The organism is Chondromyces apiculatus DSM 436 (assembly GCF_000601485.1).
In the GTDB taxonomy this organism is placed as follows: Bacteria; Myxococcota_A; Polyangia; order Polyangiales; family Polyangiaceae; genus Chondromyces; species Chondromyces apiculatus.
Genome location: NZ_ASRX01000043.1, coordinates 89,335 through 115,692, shown reverse-complemented (window position 1 = coordinate 115,692; position 26,358 = coordinate 89,335). Strand labels below are relative to the sequence as shown.

Annotated in this window: 23 protein-coding genes and 1 pseudogene; 15 read left to right on the top strand and 9 right to left on the bottom strand. The window is 70.5% G+C overall.

What is annotated here, in order from left to right; genetic code table 11:
* From CAP_RS25550 to cndG, 6 genes are all read left to right on the top strand, one after another.
* On the top strand, positions 1-911 hold a 911-nt coding region (locus CAP_RS25550; RefSeq protein WP_197041352.1), incomplete at its 5' end, for an FkbM family methyltransferase.
* Entirely contained in the window at positions 908-1,762 is an 855-nt protein-coding gene (locus CAP_RS25545) for a 3-hydroxyacyl-CoA dehydrogenase family protein (RefSeq protein WP_044245586.1), read from the top strand. The genes CAP_RS25550 and CAP_RS25545, both read left to right, overlap by 4 nt.
* A 46-nt stretch (positions 1,763-1,808) precedes the next feature.
* The gene (locus CAP_RS25540; RefSeq protein WP_044245584.1) at positions 1,809-2,081 is read left to right on the top strand and encodes an acyl carrier protein; all 273 of its coding nucleotides are present in this window, start codon (positions 1,809-1,811) and stop codon (positions 2,079-2,081) included.
* Between the two features lie 27 nt (positions 2,082-2,108).
* The gene (locus CAP_RS25535; protein ID WP_044245582.1) at positions 2,109-3,242 is read left to right on the top strand and encodes an acyl-CoA dehydrogenase family protein; all 1,134 of its coding nucleotides are present in this window, start codon (positions 2,109-2,111) and stop codon (positions 3,240-3,242) included.
* A gap of 6 nt (positions 3,243-3,248) precedes the next feature.
* Complete coding sequence (locus CAP_RS25530; RefSeq protein ID WP_052375922.1) at positions 3,249-8,528, top strand: non-ribosomal peptide synthetase; 5,280 nt, start codon at positions 3,249-3,251, stop codon at positions 8,526-8,528.
* The gene (gene cndG / locus CAP_RS25525; RefSeq protein WP_052375920.1) at positions 8,525-10,204 is read left to right on the top strand and encodes a 1'-carboxy-chondrochloren decarboxylase; all 1,680 of its coding nucleotides are present in this window, start codon (positions 8,525-8,527) and stop codon (positions 10,202-10,204) included. Before CAP_RS25530 ends, cndG begins: the two co-directional genes overlap by 4 nt.
* Before the next feature lie 197 nt (positions 10,205-10,401).
* On the opposite strand, the gene CAP_RS25520 is transcribed toward cndG, so the two are convergent.
* Positions 10,402-10,731 (bottom strand): hypothetical protein, encoded by a 330-nt coding sequence (locus tag CAP_RS25520; RefSeq protein ID WP_044245580.1) that lies wholly within the window; start codon positions 10,729-10,731, stop codon positions 10,402-10,404.
* Positions 10,732-10,858: 127 nt separating this feature from the next.
* Positions 10,859-11,785: a LysR family transcriptional regulator gene (locus tag CAP_RS25515; RefSeq protein ID WP_044245578.1), complete on the bottom strand. Its 927-nt coding sequence runs from the start codon at positions 11,783-11,785 to the stop codon at positions 10,859-10,861.
* Between the two features lie 76 nt (positions 11,786-11,861).
* Here CAP_RS25515 and CAP_RS25510 point away from each other — a divergent pair, with 76 nt between their 5' ends.
* From CAP_RS25510 to CAP_RS25500, 3 genes are all read left to right on the top strand, one after another.
* Positions 11,862-12,446 carry a YceI family protein gene (locus CAP_RS25510; RefSeq protein WP_044245575.1) on the top strand — a complete coding sequence of 195 codons (585 nt, stop codon included), beginning with the start codon at positions 11,862-11,864 and terminating at the stop codon, positions 12,444-12,446.
* A gap of 88 nt (positions 12,447-12,534) precedes the next feature.
* On the top strand, positions 12,535-13,314 hold the full coding sequence (locus CAP_RS55135; RefSeq protein WP_156041136.1) for a YdeI/OmpD-associated family protein: 780 nt from the start codon (positions 12,535-12,537) through the stop codon (positions 13,312-13,314).
* A gap of 558 nt (positions 13,315-13,872) precedes the next feature.
* Complete coding sequence (locus CAP_RS25500; protein ID WP_044245573.1) at positions 13,873-14,667, top strand: alpha/beta fold hydrolase; 795 nt, start codon at positions 13,873-13,875, stop codon at positions 14,665-14,667.
* A 24-nt stretch (positions 14,668-14,691) separates the two neighbouring features.
* Here CAP_RS25500 and CAP_RS53990 read toward each other — a convergent pair.
* Positions 14,692-14,787, bottom strand: a pseudogene (locus CAP_RS53990) (IS1 family transposase); the annotation flags it as partial.
* 18 nt (positions 14,788-14,805) lie between these two features.
* Here CAP_RS53990 and CAP_RS25495 point away from each other — a divergent pair.
* Positions 14,806-15,360, top strand: coding sequence for a GNAT family N-acetyltransferase (locus CAP_RS25495; protein ID WP_306413900.1), 555 nt, complete (start codon positions 14,806-14,808; stop codon positions 15,358-15,360).
* 34 nt (positions 15,361-15,394) lie between these two features.
* On the opposite strand, the gene CAP_RS25490 is transcribed toward CAP_RS25495, so the two are convergent.
* Complete coding sequence (locus CAP_RS25490; protein ID WP_044245571.1) at positions 15,395-16,393, bottom strand: LLM class flavin-dependent oxidoreductase; 999 nt, start codon at positions 16,391-16,393, stop codon at positions 15,395-15,397.
* Positions 16,394-16,677: 284 nt separating this feature from the next.
* On the opposite strand from CAP_RS25490, the gene CAP_RS25485 reads away from it, so the two are divergent.
* The 4 genes from CAP_RS25485 (at position 16,678) to CAP_RS45530 (ending at position 21,564) form a co-directional block, all read left to right on the top strand.
* Positions 16,678-17,331 carry a hypothetical protein gene (locus tag CAP_RS25485; RefSeq protein ID WP_044245569.1) on the top strand — a complete coding sequence of 218 codons (654 nt, stop codon included), beginning with the start codon at positions 16,678-16,680 and terminating at the stop codon, positions 17,329-17,331.
* Positions 17,332-17,380: 49 nt separating this feature from the next.
* Positions 17,381-18,292: a matrixin family metalloprotease gene (locus tag CAP_RS25480; RefSeq protein ID WP_231511688.1), complete on the top strand. Its 912-nt coding sequence runs from the start codon at positions 17,381-17,383 to the stop codon at positions 18,290-18,292.
* A complete protein-coding gene (locus tag CAP_RS25475) occupies positions 18,289-19,725 on the top strand; it encodes an HRDC domain-containing protein (protein WP_231511687.1) in 1,437 nt (478 codons plus the stop codon). The genes CAP_RS25480 and CAP_RS25475 overlap by 4 nt, the downstream gene beginning before the upstream one ends.
* Before the next feature lie 63 nt (positions 19,726-19,788).
* Entirely contained in the window at positions 19,789-21,564 is a 1,776-nt protein-coding gene (locus CAP_RS45530) for a mechanosensitive ion channel family protein (protein WP_081865247.1), read from the top strand.
* A 4-nt stretch (positions 21,565-21,568) separates the two neighbouring features.
* On the opposite strand, the gene bioB is transcribed toward CAP_RS45530, so the two are convergent.
* The gene (bioB, locus tag CAP_RS25465) at positions 21,569-22,570 is read right to left on the bottom strand and encodes a biotin synthase BioB (protein WP_044245568.1); all 1,002 of its coding nucleotides are present in this window, start codon (positions 22,568-22,570) and stop codon (positions 21,569-21,571) included.
* Between the two features lie 43 nt (positions 22,571-22,613).
* Complete coding sequence (locus CAP_RS25460; protein WP_044245567.1) at positions 22,614-23,666, bottom strand: type IV pilus twitching motility protein PilT; 1,053 nt, start codon at positions 23,664-23,666, stop codon at positions 22,614-22,616.
* A 79-nt stretch (positions 23,667-23,745) separates the two neighbouring features.
* On the opposite strand from CAP_RS25460, the gene CAP_RS25455 reads away from it, so the two are divergent.
* Complete coding sequence (locus CAP_RS25455; RefSeq protein WP_197041350.1) at positions 23,746-24,441, top strand: AgmX/PglI C-terminal domain-containing protein; 696 nt, start codon at positions 23,746-23,748, stop codon at positions 24,439-24,441.
* A gap of 54 nt (positions 24,442-24,495) precedes the next feature.
* Here the strand turns inward: CAP_RS25455 and CAP_RS25450 are convergent, their stop codons facing one another.
* From CAP_RS25450 to CAP_RS25440, 3 genes are all read right to left on the bottom strand, one after another.
* Complete coding sequence (locus tag CAP_RS25450) at positions 24,496-24,996, bottom strand: biopolymer transporter ExbD (protein WP_044245564.1); 501 nt, start codon at positions 24,994-24,996, stop codon at positions 24,496-24,498.
* Positions 24,997-25,001: 5 nt separating this feature from the next.
* Positions 25,002-25,415, bottom strand: a complete 414-nt coding sequence (locus CAP_RS25445) for an ExbD/TolR family protein (protein WP_044245562.1) — start codon at positions 25,413-25,415, stop codon at positions 25,002-25,004.
* 84 nt (positions 25,416-25,499) lie between these two features.
* A complete protein-coding gene (locus CAP_RS25440; protein WP_044245560.1) occupies positions 25,500-26,240 on the bottom strand; it encodes a MotA/TolQ/ExbB proton channel family protein in 741 nt (246 codons plus the stop codon).
* Positions 26,241-26,358 lie beyond the last annotated feature (118 nt).

Here is a 26,358-nt window from a genome sequence, read left to right as displayed (position 1 = left end):
CGGGCCCGGCGGCGGGCCCGGCGGCGGCCACCACGGCAAAAGCGCCCGCCGCGCTGCCGCCACGCGCCGCCGCGCGCCGCTACACCCTCCCGAACGGCCTGGAGATCCAGCACCTCGGCAAGGCGGAGACGGACCACTTCTACGACGACATCTTCGTCAAGCGCGTCTACTACAAGAACGGCATCCGCCTGCGGCCCTCCGCCACCGTCTTCGACGTCGGCGCCAACATCGGGCTCTTCACGCTCTTCGTGGGCCAGGTCTGCCCGACGGCGCGGGTGTACTCGTTCGAGCCGGCGCCGCCGGTCTTCGAGATCCTCCGCGCCAACGTCGCGCGGCACGGCGTCCAGGCCACGCTCTTCAACGAGGGCGTCTCCGACCGGCCCGGCACCGCCGAGCTGACCTTCTACCCGAGCTCCTCGGGCATGTCCTCGTTCCACGCCGACCTCGCGGAGGAGCAGCAGGTCTTCCGCGCCATCCTCGAAAACCAGCACCGCGCCCGCATGGAGGGGATGGACGAGGTGATGGCGCACATGGACGAGCTGATGGAGGAGCGCTTCAAGAGCCACCTCTTCGCCTGTCGCCTGCGCCCCCTGTCCGAGGTGATCCGCGAGCAGGGCATCACCCGCATCGACCTGCTCAAGGTGGACGTGCAGAAGAGCGAGCTGCAGGTGCTCGCCGGCATCGAGGACGCCGACTGGCCCAAGATTCGCCAGGTCGTCCTCGAGGTGCACGACATCGACGGAGGCCTCGACAAGGCCGTCTCCACCCTGCGCGCGCGCGGCTTCCGGGTGCAGGCGGAGCAGGACGATCTCTACGAGAGTTCGCCCATCTACAACCTGTACGGCACGCGCGACGACCTCGGCCGAGACGACCTCGCGCCCACGCACCCCCCTCAGGAGATCCAACCGTGAACACCAACACCGTAGGCGTCGTCGGCGCCGGCGTCATGGGCGCCGGCGTCGCGCAGAACCTGGCCCAGACCGGCCACCACGTCGTCCTGATGGACGTCTCGCAGGCGCAGCTCGACCGCGCCCGCGACGCCATCCACCAGGGCGTCCGCATGCAGATCCTCTTCAAGAAGGCGCCCGCCGACGCGGGCCCCGAGCAGGTCCTCTCCCGGGTGGAGATGACCACCGATCTCGAGCGCCTCGGCGCGGCGTCGTTCGTCATCGAGAACGTCACCGAGCGCTGGGACGTGAAGCAGCCCCTCTACCGCGATCTCGATCGCGTCTGCGCGCCCGGGTGCGTCTTCGCCGCCAACACCTCGGCCATCCCCATCACCCGCATCGGCTCGGCCACGCAGCGCCCCGCCCAGGTGGTGGGCATCCATTTCATGAACCCGGTGCCCATGAAGCGCCTGGTGGAGGTGATCCGCGGCTACCACACCTCCCAGGAGACCCTGGACACCACGCGCGCCCTGCTCACCCGGATGGGCAAGGAGCAGGTGCTGGTCAACGACGCGCCGGGCTTCGTCTCGAACCGCGTCCTCATGCTCACCATCAACGAAGCCATCTACCTGCTCCACGAGCAGGTGGCCTCCGCGGAGGACGTCGACCGCGTCTTCAAGGGCTGCTTCGGCCACCCCATGGGGCCCCTGGAGACCGCGGACCTCATCGGGCTCGACACCATCCTCCTGTCCCTGGAGGTCCTCCACGACAGCTTCAGCGACAGCAAATACCGCCCCTGCCCCTTGCTCCGGAAGCTGGTCGACGCCGGCCTGCACGGGCGCAAGAGCGGCCGCGGCTTCTACACGTACGGCTAGCGCCGCGCCCTTTTCACCGAGACCCATGGCTCACGGAGCGCCCCCCATGTCGAACCCCAAGCACACCGTCAGAGAGTTTCTCCTTCGCCATTTCCGCGGCTACGACCTCCAGGACGACGAGGACATCTTCGGCCTGGGCTTCGTGAACTCGCTCTTCGCGATGCAGCTCATCACCTTCATCGAGGGCGAGTTCAAGCTCCGCATCGAGAACGAAGATCTCGACGTGAAGAACTTCCAGACCCTCAACGCGGTCACCGCGCTCATCGCCCGCAAGGCCGGCGAGAGCGGCGCGGTCGCGCCAGCCCCCGGCGTGGGCTGAGGGCCTCACCTGCGAGGAACACGATCCATGGAATGGTCCGAGTCACACCTGAAGCTGCGTGAGGAGATCGACGCCTTCGTCGAGGCGCACGTGCGCCCCCACGCGGGCGCCTGGGACCGCGAGGAGCGCATGCCCTCCGAGCCCATCCAGGCGCTCGCGGCGCGCGGCTACCTCGGGGCCTTGATCTCGCGCGAGGCGGGCGGCGGCGGCGTCGACGCGCTCAGCTTCGGCCTCCTCAACGAGGCCCTCGGGCGCGGCTGCTCCTCGCTCCGCAGCCTGGTCACCGTGCACTCCATGGTCGCCCACGCCGTCGAGCGCTGGGGGAGCCGCGCCCTGCGCGACAGGTGGCTACCGGCGCTCGCCAGGGGCGCCGCGCTCGGCGCCTTCGGCCTCACCGAGCCGCAGGCCGGCAGCGATCCAGGCGGCATCGAGACCACCGCCACGGAGCGGGGCGACACCCTGGTGCTGAACGGCCGCAAGCGCTGGATCACCTTCGGGGAGATCGCCGACGTCTTCGTGATCTTCCTCAAGCTCGGCGGCGCGCCCGCGGCCGTCCTCGTCCCGAGCGACAGCCCGGGCCTCTCGCGCGCGCCCATCCGCGGGATGCTCGGCACGCGCGCCTCGATGCTCGCCGAGATCACCCTGAGCGGCTGCGAGGTCCCCCGGGACAACCTCCTCGCGCGCCCCGGCTTCGGGCTCAGCCACGTCGCGCAGTCCGCGCTCGACTGGGGCCGCTACAGCGTCGCCTGGGGCTCGGTGGGCATCGCCCACGCCTGCCTCGACGCGAGCGCGCGCTACGCCGAGGAGCGCCACCAGTTCGGGGCCAGGCTACGCGACCACCAGCTCATCCGGGCCATGCTCACCGAGATGCACGTGCAGACCAGGGCCGCCGCGCTGCTCTGCTGGAACGCCGGCCGCCTCAAGGACCAGCGGCACCCCTCCGCCATCCTGGAGACCTCGCTCGCCAAGTACTTCGCCTCCAGGACGGCGATGCGCGCCGCGACCGACGCCGTGCAGATCCATGGCGCGAACGGATGCAGCGCGGATCACCCCGTCGAGCGGCTGCTCCGGGACGCCAAGATCATGGAGATCATCGAGGGCAGCAGCCAGCTCCACCAGATCTCCCTCGCCGATCACGCAAGCCACTCCTCCCCGCTGTGAGCCCCCATGAGCACCGCCACGCAGAAGCAGAAGACCATCAAATGCATCGTCTGGGATCTCGACAACACCCTCTGGCGCGGCGTGCTTCTTGAGGACGCCGAGGTCGCGCTGCGCCCAGGCCTCGTCGAGATCATCCAGGCCCTCGACGCCCGCGGCATCCTGCAGTCGGTCGCCAGCAAGAACGATCCCACGGTGGCCCAGGGCAAGCTCGAAGCGCTCGGCCTCGCGGACTACTTCCTCCACCCCCAGATCGGCTGGAACGCCAAGGCGGGCAGCATCAAGGCCATCGCCGAGGCCCTCAACATCGGGCTCGACACCTTCGCCTTCGTCGACGACGACCCCTACGAGCGCGGCGAGGTCGCCTTCTCGCTCCCCGAGGTCCTCTGCATCGACGCCGCCGATCTCTCCGGCCTCCTCGCGCGGCCGGAGATGAACCCTCGCTTCATCACCGAGGACTCGGCGCGGCGGCGGCTCATGTACCTGGGCGACATGAAGCGCAAGGTGGCGGAGGAGTCCTTCGCCGGCCCCCCCGAGGCGTTCCTGGCGACGCTCGGGATGAGCTTCACCATCGCCCGCGCCAGGGAGGAAGACCTGCGGCGCGCCGAGGAGCTGACCCTCCGCACCAACCAGCTCAACACCACCGGCGTCACCTACGCCTACGAGGAGCTGCAGGGCTTCATGCGCTCCGACGATCACGAGCTGCTCATCGCCAGCCTCACCGACGTCCACGGCGACTACGGCAAGATCGGGCTCGCTCTGGTCAAGCGGGAGCCTGGCCTCTGGCACCTCCAGCTCCTGCTCATGTCCTGCCGGGTCATGTCGCGCGGCGTCGGCACCATCCTGCTGAACCACATCATGGCCGAGGCCAGGCGCCACGGCGCGCAGCTCCGGGCCGACTTCGTGGAGACCGACCGGAACCGGATGATGTACGTCACCTACCGCTTCGCGGGCTTCCGCGAGGTGGCGCGGGACGGGCAGAGGTCCATTCTTGAGAACGATCTCTCGCGCATCCAGGATCCCCCGCCCTACGTCCGGGTGCAGCTCCCCGAGGACCACCGCGAGCGCGCTCCTGCCCGTCCCGACCTCACCCCCGAGCAGCGCGCGCTGCTCGACCGGTGGATGCACGGCGACGCTCCCGAGGTGCCTGCGGGCGACCCGTTGCGGCCTGCGGGACTCGGCCCCGAGGCCCCCGCCTCCTTCGCCCAGGAGCGCCTCTGGTTCCTGGAACGACTCCAGCCGGGGACGCCCATTTACAACGAACCGCTCGCCCTCCGTCTCCGGGGCGCGCTCGACCTCCCCGCCCTCACCAGGGCGCTCACGGCGCTCCTCGAACGTCATGACGTGCTCAGGACGACGTACGCAATCCGCGACGGCAAGCTCCGTCAGACGGTGCTCGCACCGACGCCGTTCCCCCTTCCCCTGACCGACCTCACCGGGCGCCCGCCTGGAGAGCGCCTCGGGGCGGCCATCGCCTCCTGCGTCGAGGAGAGCCGGCGTCCTTTCGACCTCGCCACGGGTCCGGTGGTACGAGGCCGCCTCCTCCGGCTCGATGGGGAGGACCACATCCTGCTCCTCGTTCTCCACCACATCGCCTGCGATGGCTGGTCGCTGGACCTCCTCATGCGCGAGCTCTCGGCCTTCTACCGGACCGAAGCGCGGGGGGAAGCGGTGGCCCTGCCGCAGCTCCCCCTCCGGTACGCCGACTACGCAGCCTGGCAGCGCAAGTGGCTCGACAGCGCTCCCGCCCGCGACGCGCTCGCGTACTGGAGGCAGCAGCTCGCGGGCCTCGAACCGCTCGACATCCCCACGGACCACCCCCGGCCTCCGGTGCAGAGCCACACCGGCCGGACCCACACCTTCGCGCTGCCCGCGGTGTTCTCCGAGCAGCTCACCGCGCTCTGTCGGGAGCACCGCGTCACGCCCTTCATGGCGCTGCTCGCCGTCTTCCAGGTGCTGCTCTGCCGCCATGCTGGCCAGACCGACATCGCCGTGGGCACGCCGGTCGCGGGGCGCGTCCGCACCGAGCTGGAGCCCCTCGTGGGGTTCTTCGTGAACATGCTCGTGCTCCGGGTCGATCTCTCCGGCGACCCCTCGTTCGCCGAGCTCCTGGCCCGGGTGCGCGAGGTGACCCTGGGCGCCTACGCGCACCAGGAGCTGCCCTTCGAGAAGCTCGTCGAGGAGCTTCAGCCGAAGCGCGACCTCGCCCGCCAGCCTCTCTTCCAGGTGATGTTCGGGCTCCACAACGTGCAGCGCACCGACCTGGATCTCCCGGGCATTGACGCGGACCTCCTGGACATCGACCGGGGCGCCACCAAGTTCGACCTGTCCCTGTACCTCGTCGAGACCGAGCAGGGCCTCCGCGGCCTGCTGGAGCACAGCACCGACCTCTTCGACCCCGACACGGCCGCTCGCATCGCCGGGCAGTTCGGGCGCCTCCTCGAAGCTGCGCTCGCCAACCCGGGCTGCGCCATTGGCCGCCTCCCCTGGCTCACTGCCGACGAGCGCGCCGAGCGCCTCCGCGCGAGCAACGCGGCGACGAGCAACGCGGCGACGGACGTGACGGCGGAGGAGCCCACCTGGGATGGGCTCTGCATGCACCAGGTGGTCGAAGCCGCCGTCGCCCGCCATCCCGAGCGCATCGCCCTCGCCACGGAGCGCACGCAGCTCACCTTCCGGCAGCTCGACGAGCGCGCGCGTGCCTGGGCGAGGGATCTCCGCGCCGCGGGCGTCGGTCCGGGGGTGCCCGTCGGCATCGCCATGGAGCGGAGCCCCGAGATGGTCCTCGCGGCGCTGGCGATCCTCAAGGCAGGCGGAGCCTATGTCCCGCTCGATCCCAGCCATCCGCGCGCGCGGCTCTCCGTGCTGCTCCGGCAGACCCGGGTTCCTCTCGTCCTCACCCAGCGCCGGCTCCGCCACGAGCTGCCCGAGACCGAGGCGCGGATCCTCTGCGTCGAGGACACGCCGGGGGCCACCGACGACGCCGCCGATGCCCCCGATGACGCCCGCGCGACGACCCGCGATGGCGACGCGGATCCCCTCGCGCCCGCCGCGGGGCCCGACGATCTCGCGTACATCATCTTCACCTCCGGTTCCTCGGGAGCTCCCAAGGGAGCGATGATCACCCACCGCGGCCTGGTGTGCCTCGTCGAGGCCCAGCTCGACGCCTTCCGGATCGGCCCTGAGAGCCGGGTCCTCCAGTGCGCCTCGTTCAGCTTCGACGCGTCGGCGTCGGAGATCTTCACCGCGCTCTCCGCAGGCGCCACCCTGTGGCTCGGTCCTCCCGAGCCGGTCGTCGCCGGCGCCGAACTCCAGCGCCTCCTCGAAGATGCCGCGATCACCGTGGTCACCCTCTCCCCCTCGGTCCTCGCCACCCTGACTCCGGCTCCGCTCCCCGCGCTCCGCACCCTCGTCTCCGCGGGCGAAGCGTGCCCCGCCGCCCTCGTCAGGCGCTGGGCACCCGGGCGTCGCTTCGTGAACGCCTACGGCCCCACCGAGGCCACCATCGGCGCGACCTTCAGCGTCCTCGACACCTCCGATCCTTCCGGGGAGGCCGCGCCTCCCATCGGTCGCCCCTTCCGCCATGCGCGCGTCCACGTCCTCGATCCGCATCTCGAGCCCGTCCCCACCGGCGTCCCTGGCGAGATCTACCTGGGCGGTCCCCAGGTCTGCCGCGGCTACCTCCACCAGCCGGCGCTCACGGCGGCCCGCTTCGTCCCCGACCCGTTCAGCGATCGCCCTGGCGCGCGTCTCTACCGGACCGGCGACAGGGCCCGCGGCCTGCCGGACGGCCAGCTCGACTACCTCGGTCGCGCGGACAGCCAGACCAAGATCCGCGGGGTGCGCATCGAGCCCGGGGAGGTCGAGGCCGCCTTGCGCGAGCACCCCGCCGTGAAGGATGCGCTCGTCGTGGCCCGTGAGGACGCGGCAGGCGCCCTGCAGCTCGTCGCCTACGTCGTCGCCTCGCCCACGGCCGCAGCAGGGGGGCCCGACGCACCTCTCCCGAGTCCCCAGGCGTTCCGCGACCACCTCGCCGAGCGCGTACCGCGCCCCCACCTCCCGGCAGCATTCGTCCCCCTCGACGCCCTGCCACTCACGCCCAACGGCAAGATCGATCTCCGCGCGCTGCCTGCCCCGGATACCGCTTACCGGCACCGCACCGAGGCCCCCACGGCGCCCCGCGACACGCTGGAGCTCGAGCTGGTCCAGATCTGGGAGGACCTGCTCGATGTCCGGCCCATCGGCGTGCACGACGACTTCTTCACCCTCGGCGGCCACTCCTTGCTCGCGGTGCGCCTCGAGGCCCGCATCCGTCAGCGGCTCGATCGTGACGTCCCCGTCTCCACGCTCTTCCAGGCGCCGACCATCGACCAGCTCGCGAGGAAGCTCCGCCAGCAGGCGCCACCGCTGCCGCGCTCCCCCCTGGTCGCCGTCCAGCCGCGGGGCGAGAGGACGCCGTTCTTCTGCGTCCATCCCGTCGGCGGGAGCGTCCTCTGCTACGTCGATCTCGCCCGCCGTCTCGGCCTCGATCGACCCTTCTACGGGCTGCGCTCTCCGGGCCTGCATGGCGAGCGCGCCCCCTGCGAGGACATCAGCGAGATGGCGGCGCTCTACCTGGAGGCGATGCGCGAGCGGCAGCCGCGCGGCCCGTATCTCCTCGGCGGATGGTCCATGGGTGGAAGCATCGCCTTCGAGATGGCGCGGATGCTCCTCGCGGAGGGAGAGCACGTCGCGCTCCTCGCGCTCATCGACTCCCATGCCCTCGCCCCCGTCGACCTCAGGGATGGCATCGACGACACCACGCTGGTGTCCCTCTTCGTCCTCGATCTCGCCCGTCAGGCCGGCGCCTCGCTGCCCTCCTGGGGCGCGGCGCTCGACGGCGCCGAGCCCGCCCAGCGCCCCGCCCTCGTCCTCGACCATGCCCGCGCCGCCGGGCTGATCCCCCCCGACCTCGATCCGGCGAGCGTCGACCAGACGCTGCGGGTCTTCCGCGGGAACCTCCTCGCCCACTGCCGCTACACCCCGCGCCCGGCGCCGGTCCGCGCGACGCTCTTCTGCGGCAGCGATCCCAGCGGCTGGTCCACGGGCAGCCCGGACCTCGGCTGGACCGATCTCGCGCTGGGAGGCCTCACCCTGGACGTGCTCCCCGGCGACCACTACGCCCTGCTCACCGACCAGGCGGAGGCCCTCGCGCGCCGCCTGCGGGCCCGCCTCGATGCGGCCGACGCTCCGCCGCGGCGCGAGCGCTCATCCCCTCTCACCACCCAGCGCCTTCACGGAGAGCCATGACCACCCAGCCTCTCGATCCATCCCTTGCTGCGCCTCCTGCGGCGTCGTCGGCCGCGGCGTCCACGTCCCTCGCGGCGTCGCTCGCGGCGTTCCGCGCGGCCATCGGCGCCGAGCACGTGCGCACCGACGAGGCCACGCGTGCCTCGGCCGAGACAGCGACCTTTGCCACCACCCACCGCATCCCTGCCGTGCTCAGCCCCGCGAGCGCCGAGGAGGTCGAGGCGTGCGTGCGCATCGCCCACGAGCACCGCGTCGCCCTCTACCCGGTCAGCACCGGCAAGAACTGGGGCTACGGCTCCCGCGTGCCCGCGAGCGACGGCGGTATCGTCCTCAGCCTCGCCCGCCTGAACCGCATCGTCGAGTTCAGCGAGGAGCTGGCGTACGTCACCATCGAGCCTGGCGTCACCATGCGGCAGCTCGTCGCGTACCTGCGGGGGCGAGGCTCTCGCCTCATGCTCAGCGTCACCGGCAGCACGCCCGACTCCAGCGTGGTCGGCAACATCTGCGACCGCGGCTTCGGGGCCGGCGTCAACGCCGAGCGCATCGCGCACATCTGCAACCTGGAGGTCATCCTCCCGACCGGTGAGCGCCTGCGCACCGGCTTCGGGCGCTTCCCCGGCGCGCAGACGGCGCCCATCCACCGCTGGGGCGTCGGCCCCCAGCTCGATGGCCTGTTCACCCAGTCCAACCTGGGCATCGTCACCCGCATGACCGTGTGGCTCGCCCCCCTCCCGAAGCACCACGAGATCTTCTACTTCCGCCTCCGCGACGAAGCGCGCATCGAGGCGGTCACCGAGGTCATCCGCGACCTCAAGCTCCAGGGCCTCCCCCGCGCCAGCGTCAGCCTCTGGAACGACTACAAGCTGGTCTCCATGAAGGGCCAGTACCCCTTCCGGGAGGCTGCTTTCGCCACGCCCTTGCCCGAGCCGCTCCTCGCCACCCTGCGCCGCGCCTGGGGAGGCGCCGCGTGGCTCGGCGGCGGCGCCATCCTCGCCGCGAGCGAGGACCAGATCGCCGCCGAGCGTGCGGTCCTGCAGAAGGCCCTCCGCCCTCACGTGGACAAGCTCTCCTTCGTCGGCCGGCGCGCGGCGCGTGTCGCGCGCGTGCTGCAAGGGCCCGTGCAGCGCCTGACCGGCTTCGATCTGGGCGAGGTGGTGCGCGCCTACGAGCAGAGCCCGCACCTCGGCATCCCCATGGAGCGCAACATCCGCAGCGCCTACTGGCGCAAGAAGACGCCCCCTCCCGAGCAGACCGATCCGGATCGCGACCGCTGCGGTGCCATCTGGCTCGCGCCCGCCGTCCCCTCCACCGGCAAGCATGTCACTGCCGCCCTCCGCACCATCCGTGAGCGGACGCTCTCCCACCGCTTCGAGCCCGGGATCTCCGTCATCTTCGCCACCGAGCGGTGCGCCAACATCGTGGTGGCCTTCATGTACGACCGCGAGATCCCCGGCGAGGACGAGCGCGCCATGGCCTGCTACCAGGACGTCTTCGACAGCCTCGCGGCGCAGGGCTACCTCCCCTACCGCCTGGGCATCCAGTCGATGGGCTCCCTGCCCGCCGCGCAGCCGGGCTACGGCGCGGTGGTCGAGGCCCTGAAGCGCGCCCTCGACCCGCACGACATCCTCTCCCCGGGCCGCTACGACTTCCGCGGCGAGTGGCCATCGCGCGGCTGATCCTCACCCTTCGGTGCCGATGACGGTCTGGCCTTCCTCGATGACCTCGTAGGTCCCCGGGCCGCCGCAGGACTCGGCCCCCAGCCTCTCGCCGTGCTGCATGGCCATCTCGCGGTGGCCCTCCAGGGCGAACTCACCGCCAGCCAGGGTACGCAGTGCGGTAGAGACCGCAGGTCCCTGCTCCAGGGTACGCAGTACTAGCCGAGGAGGTAGGACTCCCAGTAGCCGGGGGTGAGGTCGCGGAGGGAGGCGGTGGCGGAGGGGACCAGGTGGATCACGAACTTCGAGCGATCGCCTTCGGTGGTCTCGAAGTGCACGTTGTCGATGAGGTCGAGCATCTCTTGCTCGGATTTCTCCTTCCCGAGCAGGGACGAGTAGGCGTCGACGAGGCAGGTCGCGCCCCACTTCGCGTGGTGGCTGGTCCAGATCTGCTTGTCGTAGCGGCTGATGAAGAAGCCCTTGATGTGGGGCTCCTCGGCGTCGAGGGCGATCTCATCGAACTGAATCTCTCCGAGCATCGTGGACATCGGGTCTCCTGATCGTGAAGGGGTGTCGTGAGCACAGCGGTGGCCATTGCATGTGACAATGGCCGGAGAGGGGTGGAGGAGCGGCTGGGGGACCGGGCTTCGCGGGGCCTTGTGGAGGAGGTCAAACTCACGGGAGGGCCATCGCGGACGGCGGCTTCGGCGCGGGGTCGAGGTAGCGGTTCAGGTGGTCGAGGAGATGGTCGCGGAAGACGGCCACGCGGTGGGGAATGTGCCGCGTGGTCGGGTAGACGAGGTGGAGCGGGGCGCCGGGGACTGAGTGCTCGGGGAGGACGCGCACCAGCTTGCCGCGCTCGATTTCGCGGCGGCACATGAAGGGGGGGACGAGCCCGATGCCGGCGCCGGAGAGGATGGTCCGGCGGACGAAGGAGAAGTCGTCGGCGGAGATCTGCCCGCCGAGCTCCATGCGCTCCTCGCCGGTGGGGCCGGTGAAGGTCCAGATCACGCGGCCGCGGGTGGCGCGGAAGAGAATGCACTGGTGGCGGGAGAGATCGGCGACGGTGGCGGGGGTGCCGGCGCGGGCGAGGTAGCGGGGCGAGGCGTAGAGGGCGGAGGCGATGTTGCCGATGCGGCGGGCGATGAGGGCGCTGTCGCGGAGGAGACCGGCGCGGACGGCGAGGTCGAAGCCCTCCTCCACGAGATCGACGATGCGGCCGGTGAGGATCACGTCGACGTGGACCGACGGGTGGCGGCGGACGAAGCGGGTGATGGCGGGGGCCAGCATCCAGACGCCCACGTCGACGGGGGCGGTGATGCGGATGGGACCGCAGACGGCGCCCTCCATGTCGGTGACGGCGGCGGCGGCCTCGGTGACGGCGGTGAGGCCGCGGGAGACGCGCTCGTAGAAGATGGAGCCGGCCTCGGTGAGGCTCACGGCGCGGGCGGAGCGGTGGAGGAGGCGCACGCGCAGATCCTCTTCGAGGAGGGAGACGGCGCGGCTCACGGAGGACTTGGGGAGGCCAAGGGCGCGGGCGGCGGCGGTGAAGCTCCGGTCCTCGACGACGCGGACGAAGATCGCGATGCGGTTCAGGTCCATCGTTCGAATCCGGCGAACACCTCGTTCACCAGAGGCAGTCTAGTGCGTGGACGCGGCGGGGTGCACGTTGTCTCGCATGACAACCACGAGCACCGAGTTCACGGCAGGGGCAGCGACGAAGCAGACGACGGCGGAGACGCGGTGGGCGATCGACGCCTCGCACTCGGCGATCACCTTCAAGGTGAGGCACCTGATGATCTCCAACGTGCGGGGATCGTTCCAGCAGGTCTCCGGGGAGGTCGTCTACGATCCGAGGCATCCGGAGAAGGCCCGCGTGTCGGCGCGCATCGACGTGGCGTCGATCACCACGAACGAGGAGAAGCGGGACGCGCACCTGCGGAGCGCGGACTTCTTCGACGTGGAGACGTACCCGACCATCACCTTCGTCTCGAAGGCCTTCAAGCCGACGGGAGATGGGGGCGAGCTGACCGGGACCCTGACCATCCACGGCGTGGAGCGGGAGGTGACGCTGGAGGTGGAGGAGCTGACCTCCGAGGGGAAGGACCCCTGGGGAAACCAGCGGGTCGGGGCCACGGCGAAGACCAAGATCCTGCGCTCGGAGTTCGGGATGACGTTCAACGCCGCGCTGGAGACGGGCGGGATCATGATCGGCGACGAGATCGCGATCCAGATCGAGGTGGAGCTGGTAAAGCAGGCCTGAGGCGGCCGCCCGGGGCTGGTCGCCCACGGTCCGGCGCAAAAGGAAGCCGTCGCCGTCGAGAGCGCCCCGTGATGCGCGTGGGGTGCCGATGGCTGCGACGAAGAAGGCTGCGACGGGAGGGACGAGGGCGACCGGGGGGGGCGCGAAGGCAGACGCGAAGGCCGCGGACACGAAGGCCGCGGACACGAAGGCCGCGGGCACCAAGGCCGCGGGCATCAAGGCCGCGGGCACCAAGGCCGCGGGCACCAAGGCCGCGGCAGGCAAGGGGGGGAAGGGAGTTTCGCCCGGGGAGAGCGCGGGGGAGCTGCCGATCCTCGCCTTTGCCACGCTGGCGGACTGGAATGCGTGGCTTTCGAAGGAGCATGGGCGAGCGCCGGGCGCCTGGCTGAAGTTCGCGAAGAAGGGCTCGGGGGTCACCACGGTGACGTACGACGAGGCAGTGGAGGGGGCGCTCTGCTGGGGGTGGATCGACGGGCAGAAGCAGACGTTCGACGCCTCGTACTACCTGCTCCGGTTCACGCCGCGGCGGCGGGCGAGCGTGTGGTCGGAGATCAACCGGGGCAAGGTCCAGGCGCTGATCGCGTCGGGGAAGATGCAGGCGCCGGGGCTCGCGGAGGTGGAGCGGGCGAAGGCTGACGGGCGCTGGGAGGCGGCGTACCCCTCGCAGAGCCGGGCGACGGTGCCGGAGGACCTGGCGGCAGCGCTGGAGGCGAGCCCGGAGGCCAAGGCGTTCTTCGCGACGCTGAACTCGGTGAACCGGTACGCGGTGATCCACCGGGTGTTCACGGCGGTGAAGCCGGAGACACGGGCGCGGCGCATCGCCCAGTTCGTGGCGATGCTGACGCGGGGCGAGAAACTACACGGGTGAGGGAGACGCCGCGCGCAGGGCACCGGCGGCGGGGTGCGGGAGCGCGAAACCGGGCGTGTGGAGGAGACCTCCGAGGTATCCGAGGGAGAGGTGAGTACCTATTCCCCGGATACCTCCCGACCTATCCCGGTGACCACCTGTGAGGTGTCACGGGGATACCTCCGACCTATCCCGGTGACCACCTGTGAGGTGTCACGGGGATAGGTCCGAGGTGTTCCAGGAACAGGTCCGAGGTGTTCGCGTGACACCATGTGAGTTGTCACGAGAACAGGTCCGAGGTGTTCCAGGAACAGGTCCGAGGTGTTCGCGTGACACCATGTGAGTTGTCACGAGAACAGGTCCGAGGTGTTCCAGGAACAGGTCCGAGGTGTTCCAGGAACAGGTCCGAGGTGTTCCAGGAAGGTGCTGCTCAAGATTGCCCCGAAGTGCTCAAAGTTGAGGTTTGAGCGTGGCGGACGCTGAGTTCGGCACGTAGGTTCGGACCCGCAAGCAAGTGCAGCCCGCGATGGCGCCAACCATCCGGGGGCGGCGACGAGTAGGCCCCTTCGAGGAGAGCCGATGACGACCTGGATCAGTCAAGTCTGTGAAACGAACGGCATCGGCATCCACTACCTCCGAACCGGAGGCGCCAAACCTCCCGTCGTTCTGCTCCATGGATTGATGGGGAGTGGCGCCTGCTGGACTCCCCTGGCGCGCGCGCTCGAGGGTGAGTTCGACGTCGTCATGCCCGACGCAAGAGGGCATGGCGGTTCGAGCGCTCCGCACCACGGGTACCGATACGACGATCTTGCAAGCGATGTCGTGGGCCTCATTCGTAGCCTGGAACTCTCTCGTCCGGTTCTGCTCGGCCACTCCATGGGCGGCATGACCGCCGCGGTGGTGGCGAGTCGAGGGGGGGGGATCCTCCGGGGCCTCATCCTGGTCGACCCGACGTTCTTGAGCCCCGAGCGCCAACGCGAGGTGCACGAGAGCGACGTCGCCGAGCAACACCGTCAGGCCCTCGGTCTACAGAAGTCTGACCTCGTCGCGCAGGCCCGAGCCCGGCACCCGCATCGCTCGCCCGAGATCGTCGAGCTCCAGGCCGAGGCCAGACTGAAGACCTGCATGGCCGCCTTCGACGTGCTCACGCCGCCCAACCCCGAGTATCGCGACGTGGTGAGCGCGATTGACGTCCCGAGCCTGCTCGTCATTGGCGACAGCCCCGTCGTCACGCTCGAGATGGCAACGGAGCTGCGCATCCTCAACCCGCGCTTGCACGTCGAACAGGTCCGAAACGCCGGTCACGGCCTTCCATTTGAACAACCCGAGCGCCTGGGGGAGGTGGTCGCGTCGTTCCTGCGTGAGCTGGCTTAGCGGCGGTGGTCGATGCGCAGGCCCGTGGCGGGTGATGCCGGCCTCCATGGCGGGCGTGACCCGGAGCGCTTCGTGCACGCGGCAGAAGTTGTAGAAGCTGAAGTGCAGCGCGATGGCGGCGTGGGCGCTCCGGGAGTGATGCAGTATGGGCAGGGGATGAACCTGCGGGACGCGCACGAGGGGGACTTGCCTGCGATTGCCGCCATCTACGGGCACCATGTGCTGCATGGGCTGGGGACCTTCGAGGAGGTGCCACCAGGGGTGGAAGAGATGGCGGCGCGGCTCGCGGCGGTGCGGGAGAAGGGGCTGCCGTGGCTGGTGATGGAGCGGGAGGGCGTGGTGGTGGCGTTCGGGTACGTGGGGCCGTTCAGGTTGCGGTCGGCGTACAGGTACACGGGGGAGGACAGCGTGTACGTGGCGCCGGGAGAGGTGGGGCGCGGGGTAGGACGGAAGGTGCTGGAGGCGCTGCTGGAACGGGCGCGGGCGCGGGGGCTGCGGCAGGTGCTGGCGTTGATCGGGGACAGCGGGAACGAGGCCTCGATCAGGCTGCATGCGGCGTGCGGGTTCGAGCACGCAGGGAAACTGCCGTCGGTGGGGTTCAAGCACGGGCGGTGGGTGGACGTGGTGTTCATGCGGCTGTCACTCGCGGGGGACGAGGCGATGCCGGATGGCGAGGGGTGGGCGGGGGCGTAAGGCGAGGCGGCTTGGCGCGGGGCCCCGCGGAGGCTCAGGAGGTGGGGAGGTCGAAGAGGGAGGCGATGCGCTCGTAGGAGGCGATGCGCTCTTCGATGGGGGAGATCATGGTGGAGATCATCAGCTCGTCGGCGGTGGTCTCCTCGGCGAGGCGGAGGAGGCCTTCGCGGACGCGGGCGGGGGTGCCGAGGATGGAGCCGAGGGAGAAGCGGTCGATGGTGGCTTGCTCCTCGGGGGTGAAGCGGTAGGCGAGGGCTTCCTCGATGGAGGGAAACGGGGTGGGGCGGCCGCGGGTGAGGCGGGCGATGGCGACGCGGTGGGGGGCGGCGAGCTCGTTGGCGCGGGCGTCGGTGTCGGCGCAGATGACGGTGACGGCGAGCATCACCTGGGGGGCGGCGAGGGTCTTCGAGGGGCGAAAGCGCTCGCGGTACAGGGCGATGGCGCTCTTCGCTTCGGCCATGCTGAAGTGGCCGGCAAAGGCGTAGGGGAGGCCCTGGGCGGCGGCGATGCGGGCGCCGCCGTCGGTGGAGCCGAGCATCCAGATGGGGGGGAGCGGCGTGTCGGAGGGCTGGGCGACGATGGTGGCGAAGGGGTGGCCCACCGGAAAGGTACCGTTGGCGAAGGCGAACAGCTCGGCGAGATCCTGGTTGACCTCGGCGCCACCGCGGCGAAGGGCGGCGGCGGTGACCTGATCGGTGCCGGGGGCGCGGCCGAGGCCGAGATCGATGCGGCCGGGGTGGAGGGCTTCGAGGGTCCGGAAGATCTCGACGACGCGCAGGGGGGAGTGGTTCGGGATCATGATGCCGCCCGAGCCGACGCGCATGCGCTTGGTGACGCTGGCGACGTGCCCGATGAGGATCTCGGGGGCGGCGCTGGCGATGTTGGGCATGTTGTGATGCTCGGCGATCCAGTAACGCCGGTAGCCGAGGGTATCGATGCGCCGGGCCAGGGAGATGGAGTCGCGGATCGCCTGGCTGGGCGTGGTCGCGTGGCCGACGGGGAACAGGTCGAGGACGGAGAGCGGCAGGGGCATGGTGCTCGATCGTGGCAGACGGAAAGCCAGTCAGCCAGAGAGCCCGCGAGGGCACGGAGCGCGACGCCCGTGTCACCGTCCAGCCACAGCGGGAGACCTCGCCCGCTTCCCCCTGGGCGTCGCTGACTCTGTCCACGCCGGCGTCGACACTGACCGGAATCCGGGCGTGCGCGCGGGTGTCGATGACGCCGTGGGGAGATGGGTGAAGGGTACCCTGATGTGGTGCAAGGTCCCTGAGACAGCAGGGCCTCGGCAGGCCAGGGGCTTCGGGATATGGTTGCGGGATGTCTTGCAGAACGTTCGGGATCGCGCTCGGGCTCGTCTTGCCAGCGGCCCTCGGGGTGTGGGTGACGCCTCTGGTCTCGTCGACGTCGCTTTCTCCGCTGGTGTCGTCGGGGCCGCTCTCGGTGCTCGCGCCGCGCACGGCGGAGGCCTCGGTGTCGGTGGCGGTGACGCTGGAGCAGCTCGTGGAGAGCTCGGCGTTCGTGGTCGTCGCCAGGGCCGAGGAGCAGCGGAGCCAGTGGGAGGAGATCGGGGGGAGCCGGAGGATCGTCACGTACACCCGGCTGAGCGTGGGCCAGACGGTGACGGGGGAGCCCGGCAAGGACGTGTGGGTGCGGACGCTGGGGGGCGTGGTGGATCGGGTGGGGCAGCAAGTGTCGGGAGAGGCGACGCTGAAGACGGGGACGGAGTCGCTGCTGTTCCTGCGGCGCGCGTCGGGTGGGATGGTGGTGGTGTCGGCCATGGCGCAGGGGCACTTCCCGCTGGTGAGGAAGGCGGATGGGGAGGTGCGGCTCGGATCGAGCCCGGATGTGGGGGAGGTGCTGGAGCGGCCGGGGCCTTCGATCGCGGCACGTGAGCTGCTGGTGGGGCAGCCCCTGGGCGAGGCGGTGAAGGCAATCCAGGTGGCGAGGAAGGCCGTCGATGCGAAGCGCTGAGCGGATGCGATCAGGGGCGGCGAAGAGGACCCGGGGGGCGAGGGCTTTCGTGAGGGCTGGCCTTCCGGCGCTGACGTTGGCCGCGGCGCTCGCGCACGGGGAAGAGGCGTCGGCGTACTGCCGCACGAGCGTGTGCGGGGAGCCGAACCAGGAGTACACGGGGGCGCTGTGCGATCCGCCGTTGCCCGACGACTGCGGGACGGCGCTGATGTGGCCGACGCCGTGCATGACGTTCTCGGTGCAGGCAGATGCGTCGGCGCAGGTCTCGTACGAGGACACGGTGGCGACCTTCGAGGCGGCGTTCGCGACGTGGATGAACGCGGACTGCGGCGAGGGGACGCACCCGCGGATCGTGGTGACCAACGCGGGGCCGGTGAGCTGCACGGAGCACGAGTTCAACCAGGCGGAGGGCAAGGGGAACGCGAACGCGGTGTTCTTCCGCGACGAGGAGTGGCCGCATGAAGGGGCGTCGCACACGCTGGCGCTGACCACGGTGACGTACAGCCTGGAGAGCGGCTTCATCTACGACGCGGACATGGAGATCAACTCGGCGGAGCACCCGTTCACGCTCGGCGACGACGACGTGATGTTCGATCTGCTGAGCGTGGTGACCCACGAGGTCGGGCACTTCCTGGGCATGTCGCACTCGGAGTCGGATCCGGAGGCGACGATGGCCGCGCGGTACACGCAGGGGTCGACGGCGCTCAGGGATCTGACCGAGGACGACGTGGAGGGGATCTGCGCGGCCTATCCGCCGGGAGAGATCGGGGTGTGCGATCCGACGCCGCGGAACGGGTTCTCGCCGCTGTGCGAGGACGAGCAGACGGCGGCCGAGGAAGACTCCGGGTGCCACGTGGGGAGCACGGGCAGCGGCGCGGGTGGGCGCGGGCTCGGGGGTGGTGTGCTCGCGGTGCTGGGGTTGCTCGCAGTGGCCCAGCGGCGGCGCTCCGGGCGGCGGTGAGCGGCGTCGTGAGGGCTCCGGAGACTCTGGCCGCTCCGGCGGCTCCGGAGACTCTGGCCGCTCCGGAGTCTCTGGCCGCTCCGGAGTCTCTGGCCGCTCCGGAGTCTCTGGCCGCTCCGGAGCCGCCGGAGGATCTGCGAGCGCCGGAGGATCTGCGAGCGCCGGAAGATCCGGGCACTCCGGGCGCTCCGGGCGCTCCGGGAGCGCCGGGCGCCAGGAAGTGGCCGGAGCCGGTGGTGCTGCTCATCGAGGACGAGGCGGCGCTCGTGGCGCTCGTGGCGCGGGCGCGGAAAGCATCGACGCTCGCGGTGGACGTGGAGGCGAACGGGTTGTTCGCGTACCGGTGTCGCCTCTGCACGGTGCAGATCGCGTTCATGGAGGAGGAGACGTCGTCCGGGGGGACGCTGGTGACGGCGATCGTGGATGCGCTGTGCACGCCGCTCGCGCCGCTCGCCGCGCTGCTGGGGCCCGAGGGGCCAGTGAAGGTGCTGCACGATCTGGCGTTCGATGCGCGGATGCTCGACGAGGCAGGGGTGCGGCTCGGGCGGGTGCGGGACACGGCGGTCGCGGGGCTGTTCCTGGGGGCGAAGGCGACGGGGCTGTCGGCGCTGCTCCAGAGTGAGGTGGGGGTGAAGCTCGACAAGCGGCTGCAGCACCACGACTGGGGTCAGAGGCCGCTCGGGCCAGAGCAGATCGGCTACCTGGCCGCGGACGTGCAGCACCTGCTGGAGCTGGATGCGCGGCTCGCAGAGCAGGCTGCGGCGCTCGGTGTGGAGGAGGAGATCGCGGAGGAGTGCGCGTACCGGCTGGAGACGGCGCACCGGCCGCCGCGCGACGTGCGGCCGGCGTATGCACGGGTGAAGGGGGTGGAGGGGCTCGACGCGGTGGGGAGGGCAGTGCTGCGGCGGGCGGTGACGGTGCGGGAGGCGCTGGGGGAGGCGGAGGATGTGCCGTCCTTCCAGGTGGTGCGATCGGAGGCGCTGCTGGCGCTGGCGAAGCGGCGGCCAGACTCGCTGGAGGCGCTCGCGGCGCTGGAGGGGTTCGGGGCGGGGCGGGCGGCGCAGCACGCGAAGGCGTGGCTCGGGGCGGTGGCGGACGGGATCGCCGATGGGGATGTTCCGGAGGAGGAGCGGGCGCTGATCGCGGGGGAGCCGGTGGACGCCGAGGCGATCGCGAGGTTCAAGACGCTGGCGGCGCGGCGGAAGGCCCTGGTGGGGAAGATCGGGCGCTGGCGGAGCGCGGAGGCGCAGCGGCGGTGTGTGTGTGAACAGGTGGTGCTGCCTGGACACTGCGTGCAGGAGCTGGCAGCGCTCGGGGTGAAGGGAGAGCGAGGGCTCGCGGCAGTGGCGCAGGTGCAGGGGCTGGGGGCCCGGCGGCTCGCGATGTACGGAGCGGCACTCGCGTCGCTGCTGGAGGGCGCGGAGAGGCGCTGAAGGGCAGAGGCCACCACACGGAGCGGTCGACAGGTGCCCGCCAGAGTGGAATAGGTGCGCGCCATGCGATCAGGATCCTGGGCCCTGGCGTCACGCGGGGTGGTTCTGCGGCTGGTGCTGGCCGGGGCGGTTGGGCTCGCGGTGGTGGGAGGCATCGGGGCAGCCGACGCGGTGGCAGGGGCGCAGATGAACCCGTCGCCAGGAGCAGCGGGAACGCCAGGGGCGTCCAGCACGGCATGGACGGGGGTGAGTCCGCCAGCGGTGGAGCCGGCGATCCCGGAGGCGCCCGATTCGCCGCGGGCGTCGATGCGGGAGTTCCTGCGGCTGTCACGGGAAGGGCGCTACGAGGAGGCCACGCGGTACCTGGATGTGCCCTCGCGGGCCAACGGGCCAGAGCTGGCGCAGCGGCTGCGGGCGGTGCTGGAGCGGCACGTGTGGATCGAGCCGGCAGAGCTGTCGCCGCTGTCGCTGGGGGATCCGAAGGACGGGGCCGGCGTGGAGGAGGTGGGGACGATCGCGACCGCCACGAAGAAGGAGCCGGTGCGGCTGGTGCGGAAGGTGGAGGGGGGCGCGGCGCGGTGGGTGTTCTCGCGGGCGACGGTGGAGCGGGTGGATGCCTGGTACAGCCACCTGGAGGATCGGTGGCTGCGGGACCTGTTGCCCGAGGCGCTGCTGAGGCCAGGGCCGCGGGAGCTGCTGTGGTGGCAGTGGCTGGCACTGCCGGTGATTGCGCTCGTGGGGTGGGTGGTGGGACGGGTGGTGAGCTTCGTGGCGCGCCTGACCCTCGGAGGAGTGGTGGCGCGGACGAAGACGGGGCTCGACGACGAGCTGCTCGACCGATCGCAGGGGCCGATCACGTTCGCCGTGGCGCTGGGGGTGGTGGCGGTGGGGACGCCGTGGCTCGGGCTGTACGGGCCGGCGGAGGTGTTCCTCACGCGGGTGCTGAGCGCGGCGTTCTTCGTGGCGATCTTCTGGGCGGCGCTGCGGGTGATCGATGCGTCCGCGGAGTACCTGCTGCAGGGGGGGCAGGCGCGGGACAATGCGTCGGCGCGCTCGCTGGCGCCGCTGGCAGGGCGGATCGCGAAGGTGATGGTGTTCATCATCGGGGTGATCGCGGTGCTGTCGGAGCTCGGTTACCCGGTGGCGAGCCTGATCGCCGGCCTGGGGATCGGCGGCGTGGCGCTGGCGCTGGCGGCGCAGAAGACGGTGGAGAACCTGTTCGGGTCCATCTCGATCGGGCTGGACCGGCCGTTCCGGGTGGGGGACTTCGTGAAGATCGAGGAGGCGGTGATGGGGACGGTGGAGGCGATCGGTCTCCGCTCGACGCGCCTGCGGACGCTGGACCGGACGGTGGTGACGATGCCGAACGGGAAGCTCGCGGACATGCGCGTGGAGTCGTACACGGCGCGGGACAGGTTCCGGCTCGCGTGCATCGTGTCGCTGGTCTACGCGACGACGGCCGAGCAACTGAAGGGGGCGCTCGCAGGGATGGAGGAGGTGCTGCGGAAGCACCCGCAGATCTGGCCGGACGACGTGGTGGTGCGGTTCCAGGGGTTCGGGGCGGTGGGGATGGAGATCGAGGTGATGGCCTGGTTCCAGGTGGAGACCATGGGCGAGTTCCGTGAGGCGCGGCAGCAGGTGCTGCTGGGCTTCATGGAGGCGGTGGAGGCCGCAGGGACGCGGTTCGCGCTGCCGGCGCAGCGGCTGCACCTGGTGGGAGAGGGAGGAGAGCTGGGCGGGGCGTTGCTCGCCGGGGGACCGGCGGCGAACGCGGCTCAGCGTGGCGCGTCACCCGGAGAGGCCTCGGAGCCCGCGGGGGAAGCGCCGCGGAACGCTTGAGGACTCAAAGCGCGGGAGCGGGGGCCATCGGGGTGAGGCCGGCGGCGTCGATGAGGGCGCGGTCGGTGTCAGGGCCCGGGTTCGGGGTGGTGAGGAGGCGGTCGCCGTAGAAGATGGAGTTGGCGCCGGCATAGAGGCAGAGGAGCTGGGCCTCGCGGCCGATCTCGGTGCGGCCGGCGGAGAGGCGGACCATGGCCCGGGGCATCATGATCCGGGCGACGGCGATCATGCGGACGAGATCGAGGGGGTCGACGGGGGGGAGGTGCTCGAGCGGGGTGCCGGGAGCACGGACGAGGGCGTTGACGGGCACGCTCTCGGGGTGAGGGTCGAGCGTCGCCAGCTCGACGAGCATGCCGCAGCGGTCGGAGACGCTCTCGCCCATGCCGATGATGCCCCCCGAGCAGACGGTGATGCCGGCGCGGCGGACGTTGTCGAGGGTGGCGAGGCGATCGTCGTAGGTGCGCGTGGAGATGATGGAGCGGTAGTTGCGCCGGGAGGTGTCGAGGTTGTGGTTGTAGGCGTCGAGGCCGGCTTCCTTGAGGCGAACGGCCTGGTTCTCGGTGAGCATGCCGAGGGTGCAGCAGGCTTCGAGGCCGAGGGCTTTGACGCCGCGGACCATCTCGATCACCCGGTCGAAGGCCGGGCCTTCCTTGACCTCGCGCCAGGCGGCGCCCATGCAGAAGCGCGTCGACCCTGCGTCCTTCGCGCGACGCGCGGCGGAGAGGACCTCGCCCACGTCCATCATGCGGGCGGGTTCGACGTCGGTGTCGTGGCGGCTCGACTGGGGGCAGTAGGCGCAGTCCTCGGGGCAACCGCCGGTCTTGACGCTGAGGAGGGTGCAGAGCTGCACCTCGTGGGCGCCGTGGTAGGCGCGGTGGGCGGCGCGTGCCTTGTCGAGCAGCTCGAAGAGCGGGAGCTCGTGCAGGGCAACCGCCTGCGCGACGGTCCAGTCGTGGCGAATCTCGCCAGGGTTCGCTGCCGTGTCGTGTTGTGCAACCTGCCGCATGGTCTGCGCTCGTACCCGGCCGCGGGTCCGCCAGCAAGGGTGTTCAGATCGCGGTGGCGATCCGGGCGACCTCCTTGGCGAGGTGGCCCTGGGTCACGAGCGAGCGCAGATGGACGTCGAAGGTCTGCATGCCGAAGGGGGTGGCCCCCTTCTCCATCAGCTCGCGCAAGGGTGGGTTGCCGTCGGGGCGACGGATGGCGTCACGCACGGCCTGGGTGGCGACGAGGACCTCCATGGCGAGGACGAGGCCGTTGCCGTCGCGGCGAGGGAGGAGGCGCTGGGCGACGATGCCCTGGAGGGCGTCAGCGAGGCGCTCGCGGGCCTCGACGGTGTTGCGGCCCAGGGAGGTGAGGCGCGCCAGGGTGCGGGCGACGTCGGCGGTGTGGACCGCAGAGAGGACCATGTGGCCGGTCTCGGCGGCCTGGAAGGCGAGCTCGAGGCTGTCGGGATCGGGGATGGCGCTGGTCATGATCACGTCGGGGTCCTGCCGGAGCGCGGCGCGGAGGCCCGCGGGGAAGTCCTCGGTGTCGATGCCGATCTCGCGCTGGCTGATGCTGGAGCGGTTGTCCTCGTGGAGGAACTCGATGGGGTCCTCGATGCTCACCACGTGCCTGGCGAAGGTGCCGTTGATGTGGCCGACCATGGCGGCGAGGGTGGTGCTCTTGCCGCTGCCGGCCGCGCCAGCGACGAGGGTGATGCCGCGGTCCTGCTCGGCGAGGGAGCGGACGGGGGGCGGGAGGTTGAGCTCGTCGAGGGTGGGGATCTGCAGGGGGACGCTGCGCATGACGATCGCGAGCGAGCCACGCTGGCGGTAGATGTTGACCCGGAAGCGGCCCAGGCCCGGGACGGAGTAGGAGGTGTCGACCTCGTGCAGGGTGGGGAGCTGGTCGCGGGCGGGCCGGGCGGTGAGGAGGACACGGGCGGCGGCTTCGCTGTCCTCGGGGCGAATCTTGTCGACGCGGAAGTAGACCATGTCGCCGCGAACACGGGCGCCAGGAGGTTGGCCTACCTTGAGGTGGATGTCGCTCGCATGGGCGGCGAGGGCCTTGCCGAGGAGCTGGTGGATGAACGCCTCGGAGGCGTACGGGGTCGTCACAGGGCGAAGGTAACAGATGGGGGGCTCCACGGCCCAAAGGAGGGTTGCTTCCGGCCCGGCACCGGACGCTAATTGCTCTGTGATCCGCCTTCTCTGCGCGTTGCCCGTCATGCTCGGTGTGGGGTGCGGTGGCGCCCTGCCCCCTCCCCCGCCTCCTGCCGCTCCGGTCCTCGCGGTGGAACGGGTGGACCCGGGGGCGACCCAGGTCACGTCGGAGATCGGGGGGCTGAACGAGGACGCGATGGCGCGCGCTTTCCAGTCGCTCGATGGGCCCATCCAGGGGTGCTTCGACGAGGCGACGGTGCGCAATCCGTCCCTCGGAGGGCGGTTCACCATGAAGATGAGGATCGCGCCGGATGGACGGCTGAAGTGGGTCTACCTGAGCGAGGCCGATCTCGGTGACCGCAAGCTGGAGCGGTGCGTGCTCGATCAGGCGCGCGAGAAGGCGTGGCCGAAGCCGCTCGGGGGGGACGGGCTCGCGGAGCGGGGCTACGAGATCGATACGCGGTCGCCGGCCAAGGAGCTGACGGAGAAGTGGGTGAAGCCGGCGGTGGCGAAGGCGCGGACCAATGCCCTGAAATGCCGCAACGGGCTGCACGGGCGGCTGCGGGCCACGGCGTACATCGCCCCCAACGGGAAGGTGCTCGGGGCGAGCATCACGCCGCCCGACGAGCGCTTCGAGGAGGTGGCGGATTGCGTCGCCGAGGCGATCGAGCAGGTGCGGTTCGGGAAAGTAGGCAGGCGGATGAAGCTGAGCTTCGAGATCTTCTGGTGACTGGCCGAGGGGAGAGGCCCCTCGGCGTCGGGTGAGCCCGCCCGAGGGAGGGGCTCAGGGCGCAGGCGCTGGAGGAGGTGCCGGGGCGGCGCCGTCCTTCGAGTCCTCTTCCGGGGCCTCGGTCATCATGCCCAGCACCGAGGCTCCCGCGCCCTTGGAGACGTCGAGGATGCTGACGACGCCACCGTAGTTGGCGCCGTCCTCGGCCACGACGAAGACGACCTTGTCCTCTTCGCGGCGGCGACGATCGAGCTGCTCCTTGAGCTTGGCCACGAGGTCCTCGCGGGTGACGGGGAACTCGGCCTCGCCCGTGTTGAGGCGCAGGTTTCCGTCCGTGAGGACCCGCACCAGGAGCTGGTCCTTGGGGACCTCCTGGGTGGTCTCGACCTTCTCGGTGTCGGGCACGCGCACCGCGATGTCTTTCTCGAGCAGGGGAGTGACCACCATGAAGATGATCAGCAGCACCAGCACGACGTCGACGAGCGGCGTGACGTTGATGTCGGAGTTCATCACCGACGATGGCCGGATCACGAATTTCTTCGTACGGGACGACATCGCGGCTACTCCTTCAGCTCTTCGACGGCGAGCCCGACGCTCTTGGCGCCGGACTTGCGCGCGATTTCCATCACCTTGCGGACATCGCCGAAGGTGAGACGGTTATCGCCCTTCACCAGCACCTTGCGGCCCGGAGACTTGATGAACTCCTGCGTGAGCCGCTCTCCGAGGCCGGTCTCGTCGTACTGGTCGTTCTCGACCCAGGTGGTCTTCTCCAGGGTGACGGAGAGAATCATCGGGTCGGCGTCTTTCTTTTCCTCTTCGATCTGCTTCGCCTGCGGCAGCTTCACGTCTTTTCCGCGCTGCAGCATCGGCGTCACGACCATAAAGATGATGAGGAGAACGAGGACGACGTCCACCAGGGGTGTGACGTTGATCTCATTTTTGAAGCCCTTACTAGGGCCTGCAGCCATCCCCATGACAGCGCTCGCTCCTGGTCGGACACCACCCCTTCATCCATCTCCAGCGCTCTGGAGAGGACTCGGGGCGGTGGCCGAACCCTGCTAGGCAGCCTCTTCTTCGGAGTCGGACGAGCCCTCGTCCGACTCGCCACCCAGACGGCCGTCGAGCCGCTTGGCGACGATGTCGAGGAACTCGTTCGACGACTCGGCGATGTCGATCGAGCGCGCGTCGATCCAGCCCTGAAGCCAGTTGTAGGCCATGACGGCGGGGATGGCGACGAGCAGACCGAAGGCGGTGGTCACGAGCGCCTCGGCGATACCGGCCGACACCGTGCCGAGACCGCCGGATCCGGAGGCAGCCATGAGCTGGAAGGCGTTGACGATACCCATGACGGTACCGAGCAGTCCGACGAAGGGCGCGGTGGAGCCGACGGTGGCGATGAGGCCGTAACCGCGCTTCAGGGCGATGATCTCGCGCTGGCTCTGACGCTCGAGAGCGCGGGCCACCGAGTCGAACACGCCGTCGCGCTCGTCATGGGGCGCGGGGAGCTTGGAGGGGGCGCTGAGTTGGTACGAGGTGAGGCCGGCGTTGATGACCCGACCCAGGTACCCGAGCTCGCTCTTGGGCTTGACCGCGGCCGCCGCGCCGTCGAGGTCACCATCCGCAAGGAGGGGCCCGACGCGCAGCGCGAACTCGCGCGACGCAGACTTGGACTTGAGCGATACGAGAAGCCGCTCGCCGAACACGATCAGCGAAGCCAGTGACATGACGCCGAGGGCGATCACGATCAGTCTGGCGAAGAGGCCCATGTGGCCCCAGAGCTCTACCATTGTGAATTGCATCGTCGTCTCGCTCGCGCCTCCCCGGCGCCGGTAGTGCCCGAATCTTCGGGCGACGTTGGATCGACACGCCCCTCACGCAACGCACGCGAGAAAGGCTCTGGGACACAGAGGGCGCTCC

Excerpts from the sequence above, each read along its gene's own strand:
- CAP_RS25510 (WP_044245575.1), top strand. The coding sequence starts at position 11,862 with ATGACAACCACGAGCACCGAGTTCACGGCAGGGGCAGCGACGAAGCAG.
- CAP_RS45530 (WP_081865247.1), top strand. The coding sequence starts at position 19,789 with ATGCGATCAGGATCCTGGGCCCTGGCGTCACGCGGGGTGGTTCTGCGG.
- CAP_RS25530 (WP_052375922.1), top strand. The coding sequence starts at position 3,249 with ATGAGCACCGCCACGCAGAAGCAGAAGACCATCAAATGCATCGTCTGG.
- CAP_RS25485 (WP_044245569.1), top strand. The coding sequence starts at position 16,678 with ATGTCTTGCAGAACGTTCGGGATCGCGCTCGGGCTCGTCTTGCCAGCG.
- CAP_RS25515 (WP_044245578.1), bottom strand. The coding sequence starts at position 11,785 with ATGGACCTGAACCGCATCGCGATCTTCGTCCGCGTCGTCGAGGACCGG.
- cndG (WP_052375920.1), top strand. The coding sequence starts at position 8,525 with ATGACCACCCAGCCTCTCGATCCATCCCTTGCTGCGCCTCCTGCGGCG.
- bioB (WP_044245568.1), bottom strand. The coding sequence starts at position 22,570 with ATGCGGCAGGTTGCACAACACGACACGGCAGCGAACCCTGGCGAGATT.
- CAP_RS25520 (WP_044245580.1), bottom strand. The coding sequence starts at position 10,731 with ATGTCCACGATGCTCGGAGAGATTCAGTTCGATGAGATCGCCCTCGAC.
- CAP_RS25540 (WP_044245584.1), top strand. The coding sequence starts at position 1,809 with ATGTCGAACCCCAAGCACACCGTCAGAGAGTTTCTCCTTCGCCATTTC.
- CAP_RS25535 (WP_044245582.1), top strand. The coding sequence starts at position 2,109 with ATGGAATGGTCCGAGTCACACCTGAAGCTGCGTGAGGAGATCGACGCC.
- CAP_RS25450 (WP_044245564.1), bottom strand. The coding sequence starts at position 24,996 with ATGTCGTCCCGTACGAAGAAATTCGTGATCCGGCCATCGTCGGTGATG.
- CAP_RS25440 (WP_044245560.1), bottom strand. The coding sequence starts at position 26,240 with ATGCAATTCACAATGGTAGAGCTCTGGGGCCACATGGGCCTCTTCGCC.
- CAP_RS25445 (WP_044245562.1), bottom strand. The coding sequence starts at position 25,415 with ATGGGGATGGCTGCAGGCCCTAGTAAGGGCTTCAAAAATGAGATCAAC.
- CAP_RS55135 (WP_156041136.1), top strand. The coding sequence starts at position 12,535 with ATGGCTGCGACGAAGAAGGCTGCGACGGGAGGGACGAGGGCGACCGGG.
- CAP_RS25490 (WP_044245571.1), bottom strand. The coding sequence starts at position 16,393 with ATGCCCCTGCCGCTCTCCGTCCTCGACCTGTTCCCCGTCGGCCACGCG.
- CAP_RS25495 (WP_306413900.1), top strand. The coding sequence starts at position 14,806 with ATGCAGTATGGGCAGGGGATGAACCTGCGGGACGCGCACGAGGGGGAC.
- CAP_RS25500 (WP_044245573.1), top strand. The coding sequence starts at position 13,873 with ATGACGACCTGGATCAGTCAAGTCTGTGAAACGAACGGCATCGGCATC.